Annotated in this window: 5 protein-coding genes and 1 pseudogene; 2 read left to right on the plus strand and 4 right to left on the minus strand. The window is 55.5% G+C overall.

What is annotated here, in order from left to right; all coding sequences use genetic code 11:
- Positions 1 to 76 precede the first annotated feature (76 nt).
- Together AC09SL_RS10460 and AC09SL_RS10465 are read right to left on the minus strand one after the other, a co-directional pair.
- A complete protein-coding gene (locus AC09SL_RS10460; RefSeq protein WP_155742103.1) occupies positions 77 to 4,117 on the minus strand; it encodes a hypothetical protein in 4,041 nt (1,346 codons plus the stop codon).
- A gap of 672 nt (positions 4,118 to 4,789) precedes the next feature.
- Positions 4,790 to 5,224, minus strand: a complete 435-nt coding sequence (locus AC09SL_RS10465) for a hypothetical protein (RefSeq protein WP_058546088.1) — start codon at positions 5,222 to 5,224, stop codon at positions 4,790 to 4,792.
- Between the two features lie 257 nt (positions 5,225 to 5,481).
- Between AC09SL_RS10465 and AC09SL_RS10470 the strand changes: the two are divergent.
- Positions 5,482 to 5,649, plus strand: a pseudogene (locus AC09SL_RS10470) (DUF6124 family protein); the annotation flags it as partial.
- A gap of 157 nt (positions 5,650 to 5,806) precedes the next feature.
- On the opposite strand, the gene AC09SL_RS10475 reads toward AC09SL_RS10470, so the two are convergent.
- Both AC09SL_RS10475 and AC09SL_RS10480 read right to left on the minus strand, forming a co-directional pair.
- Positions 5,807 to 6,166 carry a PilZ domain-containing protein gene (locus tag AC09SL_RS10475; protein WP_058546387.1) on the minus strand — a complete coding sequence of 120 codons (360 nt, stop codon included), beginning with the start codon at positions 6,164 to 6,166 and terminating at the stop codon, positions 5,807 to 5,809.
- 290 nt (positions 6,167 to 6,456) lie between these two features.
- Complete coding sequence (locus tag AC09SL_RS10480) at positions 6,457 to 6,831, minus strand: tetratricopeptide repeat protein (RefSeq protein WP_058546388.1); 375 nt, start codon at positions 6,829 to 6,831, stop codon at positions 6,457 to 6,459.
- Positions 6,832 to 7,156: 325 nt separating this feature from the next.
- Between AC09SL_RS10480 and pyk the strand changes: the two genes are divergently transcribed.
- Entirely contained in the window at positions 7,157 to 8,608 is a 1,452-nt protein-coding gene (gene pyk / locus AC09SL_RS10485; RefSeq protein ID WP_058546087.1) for a pyruvate kinase, read from the plus strand.
- The last annotated feature ends 171 nt before the right edge of the window (positions 8,609 to 8,779 follow it).

Here is an 8,779-nt window from a genome sequence, read left to right on the forward strand (position 1 = left end):
ACTGACAGTTTGCGGGGCCGCCTGTCTGGCTTTTGTCACCCGTTCGGAAAGTAGCCATCGTCAAAAAAGGATCGGATCAGCCTATATCCCGCACAGTGAACTTGAACTGACGCCAATAGGAGCGCGTGCCATCATCCTTGTAGGCAAGTGCAGCCATAATAAAGAGACCCAACGGTAGCGGCCTCGTAACAATGACCCACTGCCCTAGCTCATCAACAACGGTAGTGCCCCACACAATGCTCTCATCCCCACTGGTGGCCAGCTTGATCATGACGCCTGGCATCGCCGTCCCCCTGATCACCGCTTCAGGCGGGACAGACTCATCTTCAGAGGCCGGGCTGGTCACGACGGGCAAGTCAATGACATCGGTCACAGTGAAATTGACGGTCGCCGGCTTCGTCGAGTCTTGCCCATCGAGCTTTTGCACGCAGGAAATTGCGTGCGACCGTACGTCCAATTGCACGTCGCTGCGCATCGACCAGTGCCCTTGGGCATCAACCTGGGTTTCGCCATATTTGCGGTAGAGGTCCTCCTCGGATCTGGAGAAAATGTGAAGCGACGCCCCCGGCGTGCCGGTGCCGGCAAACAGTGGCCGCCGCTCTACCGTCGTCTCCTTCTCCGGCGTATGGATGACCGCCTGGGCAAATCCTTCTTGCACTTGGATCACCTTGATATCGCGATTGGGCGTGAGCCAAAGCGATGACGCCCCATCACGGTATTGCTGGATTGAATACTTGAAGTCATCCTTGATCGGCAACTCGACTATTGACTGCACCGCCCATCTTCCGTCACGCCCGACCCAGCAGTTCGGGATCAACGGCGGGTCGTATTTTCCTTCCTCGCAGATATAGATCCTAGCCCCCGGTACACCGCTGCCCGAGAACATCGGATAACGCCCGACCTCCTGCCCCAACCGCGGATAATCGACGGTTGGGGGCCTGAACCCCGCAGGCATTTTTTCCACGATGAAACGCCCACTCTCGACCCATTGTGAATGAACGCTATTCATGGTTTGACGCACCGCCACTCGTGTCGGGCCTTCCGGCAGATCCTTGTTGCCCATGACCTGCCACCGTCCGAACTGATCGGCCACGGTGGACGGCGCCAGCAGTTCATCGGTGTTGAACCAGGACGCCACCCTGATGGTCGCGTTCGGCGTGGCGATGCCGGCATACCAAGGCCTGAGCCCGACCCGGTCATTTGGTAGCGGTTCGGTGAAGTGGGGCAGGTCTTTCAATAGCAAAGTGGGCTTTAACCAGGGTGAATACGTTGAATCCAGCCCTGCGCCTGCGGAAGCGAAGGCGCCGATCGTATCGTCATCATTCACCAGTTCGTTTTTAACACTGGCCGTCCAGGTGCAGGCTGGCGTGACTGTGGTTCTCCCTAGCACCTGCTGATCACTACGCCTGTCAATGCGGATCTGGTCTTCGGGGAAGCCAAAGCCGCTGATGTGCAACACATCGCCCAGCGCCTCGCCTGGCAATGGGGTATCGACAATGGGCGGCGCCGGGACCACTGTAATGGGGTGGAGCTGCTTCGCACTGAGTACCCCAAAATGTCGGAGGGCAACCTCAAGCTTGGGGTTGCCCGCAGGCAGCTCGAGTGTCGTTCGCCATTCGCCCCCTTCAACGGGTATCCCATCGACAATCGGATCGTTTACGTCGTTAAGATAAAATTCAACGGTACCGCCCGTCGTGCCAGTCCCTGAGAATGTCGACGTGCGCGTCGTCTTGACTAACGGTTCCTGTATGACCGGAGCCCTTATCTCCACGGTCAACGTCACCCGTGCAGTTTCCTCGGAAATATTCGTGCTGTCCTGCGCCAGCGCTTGTTTGGCGTAAACGACGAGTATCCCTTGCGACTGTTGACTTAATTGCACCGAAAACTTCCTGCTCTGCGCGTCTACTGGTCCCTCGCCCAACACGGTGTTGTCCCCCTTATGGATGACAACCCATCCGCTGGGCCAACCAGTGCCTTCGATGCGCGGATCCATGTCGACTGAGCCGGAGGTGGTGATTGTGGGTTTCGGCGTCCTGACCAGGAAGCTGCGAACGGTTTCTGCAGGCTGATCGTTAAACGAAGCTGTCGCCGTGACGGTGTATAAGCCAGGCGCCCAGTCTTCATTGACCTGATGGCGGAAGGTGCCGTCTGGCGCCGTCAGGGGGATAGAAGCGGGCCCGTCGGTAAACTTCAGCTCGACAGTGGATCCCCGCCAAGCTGTGCCCTCAAACAGTGGGCGTTGAGTGGTGTATTCAGGAGCCGCCTTAGGCTCGCTCAATCCGGGGATTGGGGAAGGTATCGTTATCTCATGATCATCCGTGTGCGCTGAGTTTGTTGAATTGACTACTTGCTGAGCACTCAACTTTGTATAGCGGCCAGGAGCAAGATCTTTAGTTGCCGTAGTTTGCCATTGCAAATTATTCCCGACGTCGGCATCCGACACACCGTCAATGGGAGACTTATCACTGTATATCCGGACGTAGGTGTTATAGCCGTCCCACCGAAGCCCCCGCCCCAAGAAAGTTGGCTTTTGCCCCGCCAGTCTGATTTCTAACGCAGTCGGGCGGGGGACAGGAACTTCAACCGACAAATTAGAGGAATAGCCTGAGTAAATCCACCCACCTCCATCCGGAACGCGTTGCCGTGCCGAAAACGCGTAGGAACCCGGAACTAGATTTGCTGGGATATCTTTTTCCCAAGTACCATCCTGTTCAACAACCGTATCAAGATACGGCGTAGCGTTATTTCTAAAATGGATATCCAATCGAGCATCGGCCAGCCCGGTACCATACAACCGAATGACTCCGTTATTGGTATCAAAATTAATTGTAGGTACATTGGGTGGAATGATGAATTGACGGAGTGCGCTGTTACCAGATTTCTTACCTCCCTTTTCCTGCTCTACCACCAGGCTTACCCGGCCAAAAGGCAACTGCTTGCCCACTGTGGCAGACCAAGAGCCGTTGCCGTCCACCGATCCTGAGCCTTTCGGGTCCCTTGCACTGTCATCAGAGCGGTAAATTTTGATCGTAGCGCCGCTCAACCCATTATTGCCGGAGAGCGTAAAGGGAATCGACTGTGTACTGTTTACTTCCGGAGCCGTTATAGCGGGAATACCGAGCACCTCGTATTCCAGATTAGAAGTATAGCTGTCAGCAAAACCATTCAGCCGTAACCAAACCGTTAACCGATGCTTACCGCTGGCCAATGGCGGATCGAGTTCTAACTTCCATTGGGCATCATCACGCACGTCATAATATTTCGTAACCTCTTCATTGGGGCTGCCGCTTTTGACCATCTTGACCCTGGTCCCTGGGGCTGCGCGGCCAGAAAACTCGGCGTCACTCAGCACCACCGAACCAGCAGAGGGGGTTGTCACTTCGGCCACGTGTATATATCCGGTACTTACGGACTTGCCGGACCACTTTTCGCCAATTTTCTGCCGGCCATACAAGTCAATACCCCTAATGTCTGAAGGCAAATTAATCTCGGTAGACCAAGTATTCGACTCCACCGTAGCCGGGGCGCCTATAGGATTGTTATTATTAGTCTGGTGAAGCTGGATGATACCTACCCTATCGACGCCACCTTTCCCAGATACAGTAAATCGTCTTCCCGGAACATTTTGCATGGAATTAATAACGGGCGCCTGAGGAACGAAAGGAAAGTCTTTATATCCATACATATGGACATCTTCCACGCCCCTCCTGTCATAGATAAAATAAAAGCCCACAGTGACACTATGATCAGGCTTGTAGCTATTAACAGTGATTACTTTAGCCAGACCGCGCCATTGTTCGTCCTGAACAGCATCATCACCCGTCAGCGCTGTCCATTCAGGGTCGACCAACGTGATAACTTTTGCGAAAGCATTTCCTGAAGTACGGCCATTATCTGCGGCCCTATATCGAGAGGATCGGAGAGTAAAGGTGGAACCATCTGCTGACCAAGTATGGTCCAATTCGTAATCTGCCCAGTAACCATCTTTTGTCGCTCTTATTATCGTGCGCCCGTTCATTCTCGCCCGTTCATCACCTCCATCAATGTCATCCTCTTCGCCATTTCCTTGCATTACATCGGCTGACGGGTGTTTATCAGATTCGTTATCAACGCTCATAACTATCTCCTGTAGCGCAAGACTCGCTCCGAGTAACTGCACCCTATAAAAAAGAGTTCGAGCCCAGTAAATCCCCCCCCAAGTACCAGGATAACTGTCAACCCTGACAGTCCCGACCAACGGTAGGACCCAATGTAGGAAACGTGGATGACTACATCGCTTTGCGCAACTGATTACTGATCCGCTAGAGCCCGCCAGCTTGTGCGTCTTGGCCTTGCCCCGTGACGTGACTCCCTGCTGACAACTCAGCTCGATAACTCAGCATTCCCACAAGAAAAGAATGTTCCACCCCACAGCCAACAACTCAACCTCCAGCCCTGCCCTGCCCTGCCCAATAACTATCTTTTTCAGCCCTAATAACCAGCTTTATTGTCAAAGCGGGCCAGCCTCACTTATTGCAAAGTGGCCCAGGAGACCAAGCCGGCGACGTAGTTACAACCCTACATATTCGAATCAAAAAAGCGTAACTCTTTCGCTTAGTCATTAGAAGTTACATTTCCGAAGATGGAAAAATCCCGTAGAAAACTCCACCGCCACCCCTTCCATAACGACGCCAGGTGCACCGACCCGATCATATATATATTTAAAATGCACGCTTGCGGATATGGCATTTACCGTCGCCATATACGCCCTCGACAAATCTTTCCATTCACCATCTTGCTCAAAGGAAAATCAGTGCTCAATATCAATATAGGGAGTATCTCTTTTCACACGCACACTGCCCCTGAGGCGCGGATCGGGGGCAAAGGCTACGTCATAGTCATAATGAAATGAGATATCTGCAAAGCTGGAGTTGCCTGCGACTGACGTTTGAGAAGTCAGTGAGTGCCATTGCCCATCTTGCCTGGCAGTGGTAGTTAATGTGCTCCATCCCGAATCACCCTCCGCCTCTATCCTAAAGTACACATCACCACTATTGCGGTTATTGGGATCCACTTGGTAGCGAAGCGTTTCAGCGGTAAATGTTCTACCGTCCGCCGACCACCAGTATCTCACTTCAAGCTTTGCCCATAGCCTATTGTTATCGCCCCCCCACGCGGTTACTTCGACGGTGCTGGAGGCAGGTTCCTGTCTAGACTTATCCTTCATGTCATTTTCAGTTTTCATTTCAAATCCTGCTTGAATGTAAATCCACGATTTTCGTCGCCAACCGCTCTTTCCGACCGTTTGAGTAGTGAATACCTGTCCGGCCTAGGGGACACCTGTCGAACCTGACAGTCACGATCAACGGCAACCAAATTTGTAAGGATCCTCCAACTGACTACAACGCCCTGCGCAACGGATTACAGATCCCCCAGAACCCATCGGGTTTAGCCGCCCGGAGGCAAAAGTGATGTGCACAAGCATTCCCCGAAGGCTTACCGGCGCCTCCCTACGAAACCTTCTGCTCGGTGAGCACGCTGATTCTGGATTTATCAGAAGACCTGGAAGGCGCCCCGCGCAACCTGGCCCTGGTGATTCACCAGATGGGCGAGATGGGGATGTTGTTGCTGGAAAGGTTCATGGATAACGAGGCGAAGATTCAGCGCTGAAGCGCCCCCTGTAGCCGCTGCATAAGCGTGTAGGCGCTGTCGAGTGCAACGAGGCTGCGATCTTTTGATCTTGATCTGCTGATCTTTCGCTTGAGACTCGATTGTCTGGAGAAAGATCGCAGCCTCGTTGCACTCGACAGCTCCACACTCAGCAGTGTCAAGCCGATTCCGGCAACGAATAAAAACTGAAATATTGCTGCAACGCGCTGATCAGTTGCCCGTACTCCGGTGGCGCCCATTGCAGGCGGAAACCGGCGTCGAAATGCTGCGGCGTCACGTCTTCGCGGCACCACAGGCAATTGGCTCTGAGCATAATGTTCTGCTGCGGTCCCTCATCGGAAGGGATTTTCAGGTGCAGGTCAAAGTCTGCGCCGACCATCAACGGTAAATGGCTGATCAGCATCAGGCCATCTGCAGAGACGTTGCCCAAAAAACCGATGGGCTTGCCGTTGACACCATTAAACACTCTCAGGAAACACGGCAACTGCTGCCGTTCGATTCTCCGCTTCTTGTACATGTCTGGTATCGCTTTTTGAACGACCCCGAACCGGGGCAACCTAATACTTCGGAACGAGCATACGTCGGCTCGCTCTCCCCGATCCCGGTGCCAGACGCTTCCAAGCGTCTCGGCCCTGCTGCTGCCGGTCACAGGTGCCGCGTGAAGTTAGAGATTTAGCTCTAGTGACGATTTGTACAAATATAGCTCATGGTCGTACAGCAGCCAGTCCGTGCGCAAACCTTTCATGAACGAAAACACGCCAGCCGCTCGTGGCCAGGGAGCGCCCCGGCCATGACTGGGTGAGCCTGTCAGGACGCCGTCGGACGGATCGCCGACGCGCTGCGGGTCGGGTAATGGCCCAGGCTCTGCAGCGTCTCGAGCCGGGCGCGGGCGCGGAAGGCGTATTCGCTGTTGGGGTATTGGGTGATGATGAACTGGTAGGTTTGCGCCGCATCGATAAACAGCTTCTGCCGTTCCAGGCACTGGCCGCGCAGCATCGAGACTTCCGGCTGCATATAGCGGCGAGCACGGCTGGCGCGGTCGACCTTGGACAGCTCGAGCATGACCTGTTCGCAATTGCCGCGGTCATAGGCCTTGTAGGCCAGGTTCATGTGGTGGTTCATCGACCAACGGGTGCAGCCCGTGACGCTCAGGGCCAGGGCAACGAAAAGCACGAATCGCATGGGAGGTTCTCCTGTCTTGAGCTCTGTATCGACCTGGGTGGAAAAATCTGTAGGAGCTGCCGAAGGCTCGGGCCGCGTTCGGACGATCTTTTGATCTTTCGCTTGAGATTCAATTGTCTGGGGAAAGATCGCAGCCTCGTTGCACTCGGCAGCTCCTACAGGATGAGTTCCCATTGCAAAGGGGTTCATCTTCTTTTTATTAAGGCGCAAAAATTTTCAGGAATGTTCATTTCGAAAAACAAACGAAAAAGTAGTGCATATGAACAATGACTACACCCAAAGAGCATAGTAGCCTTCGCTGGCGCTTGAACTTGAGGAGTCTTGCATGTCCGTCCGTCGCACCAAAATCGTCGCTACCCTTGGCCCGGCCAGTAATTCGCCGGAAGTTCTCGAACAGCTGATTCTGGCTGGCCTGGACGTTGCCCGTCTGAATTTCTCCCACGGCACCCCCGACGAGCACAAGGCTCGTGCCAAGCTGGTGCGCGACCTCGCCGCCAAGCACGGCCGCTTCGTTGCCCTTTTGGGTGACCTGCAAGGCCCGAAGATCCGTATCGCCAAATTTGCCAACAAGCGCATCGAGCTGAAGATTGGTGACAAGTTCACCTTCTCCACCAGCCATCCGCTGACCGAAGGCAACCAGCAGGTGGTCGGCATCGATTACCCGGACCTGGTCAAGGATTGCGGCGTGGGCGACGAGCTGCTGCTCGACGACGGTCGCGTGGTGATGCGCGTCGAGACCGCCACCGCTACTGAACTGAACTGCGTCGTGACCATCGGCGGCCCGCTGTCGGATCACAAAGGCATCAACCGTCGCGGTGGTGGCCTGACCGCTCCGGCCCTGACTGAAAAAGACAAGGCCGACATCAAGCTGGCGGCGGAAATGGAGGTCGACTACCTGGCCGTGTCCTTCCCGCGTGACGCAGCGGATATGGAATACGCCCGTCAACTGCGCGACGAAGCCGGCGGCACTGCCTGGCTGGTGGCCAAGATCGAACGCGCCGAAGCCGTGGCCGACGACGAAACCCTCGATGGCCTGATCAAGGCGTCCGACGCCGTGATGGTGGCCCGTGGCGACCTGGGTGTGGAAATCGGCGATGCCGAGTTGGTGGGCATCCAGAAGAAGATCATTCTGCACGCACGCCGCCACAACAAAGCGGTGATCGTCGCGACCCAGATGATGGAGTCGATGATCCAGAACCCGATGCCGACCCGCGCCGAAGTGTCCGACGTAGCCAACGCCGTGCTCGACTACACCGACGCCGTGATGCTCTCGGCCGAAAGCGCCGCCGGCCTCTACCCGCTCGAAGCGGTGCAGGCCATGGCTCGCATCTGCATCGGCGCTGAAAAGCATCCGACCAGCAAGACTTCCAGCCATCGCATCGGCAAGACCTTCGAGCGCTGCGACGAAAGCATCGCCCTGGCGACGATGTACACCGCCAACCACTTCCCGGGCGTGAAGGCGATCATCGCCCTGACCGAAAGTGGCTACACGCCGCTGATCATGTCGCGCATCCGCTCCTCGGTGCCGATCTACGCGTTCTCCCCGCACCGCGAAACCCAGGCGCGCGCCGCCATGTTCCGTGGCGTCTACACCGTGCCGTTCGACCCGGCCGCCCTGCAACCGGGCGAAGTCAGCCAGGCGGCGGTGGATGAGCTGGTCAAGCGCGGCGTGGTGCAGACCGGTGACTGGGTCATCCTGACCAAGGGCGACAGCTACCACACCATCGGCGGCACCAACGGGATGAAAATCCTGCACGTTGGCGACCCGATGGTCTGAGTGACCGAGCGCTGAAAAACAAAAGCCCTGCCATGTGAATGGCGGGGCTTTTTGGTTTTCTCCTGAAAAAATGTGGCACTTGGACTGGCCCCATCGCGAGCAAGCTTTGCTCCCACAGTAGGTCTGTGGTGTTCACGAATAATGTGTTCAACACAAAACCCCTGTGGGAGC

This window comes from Pseudomonas sp. PF05 (assembly GCF_056521845.1).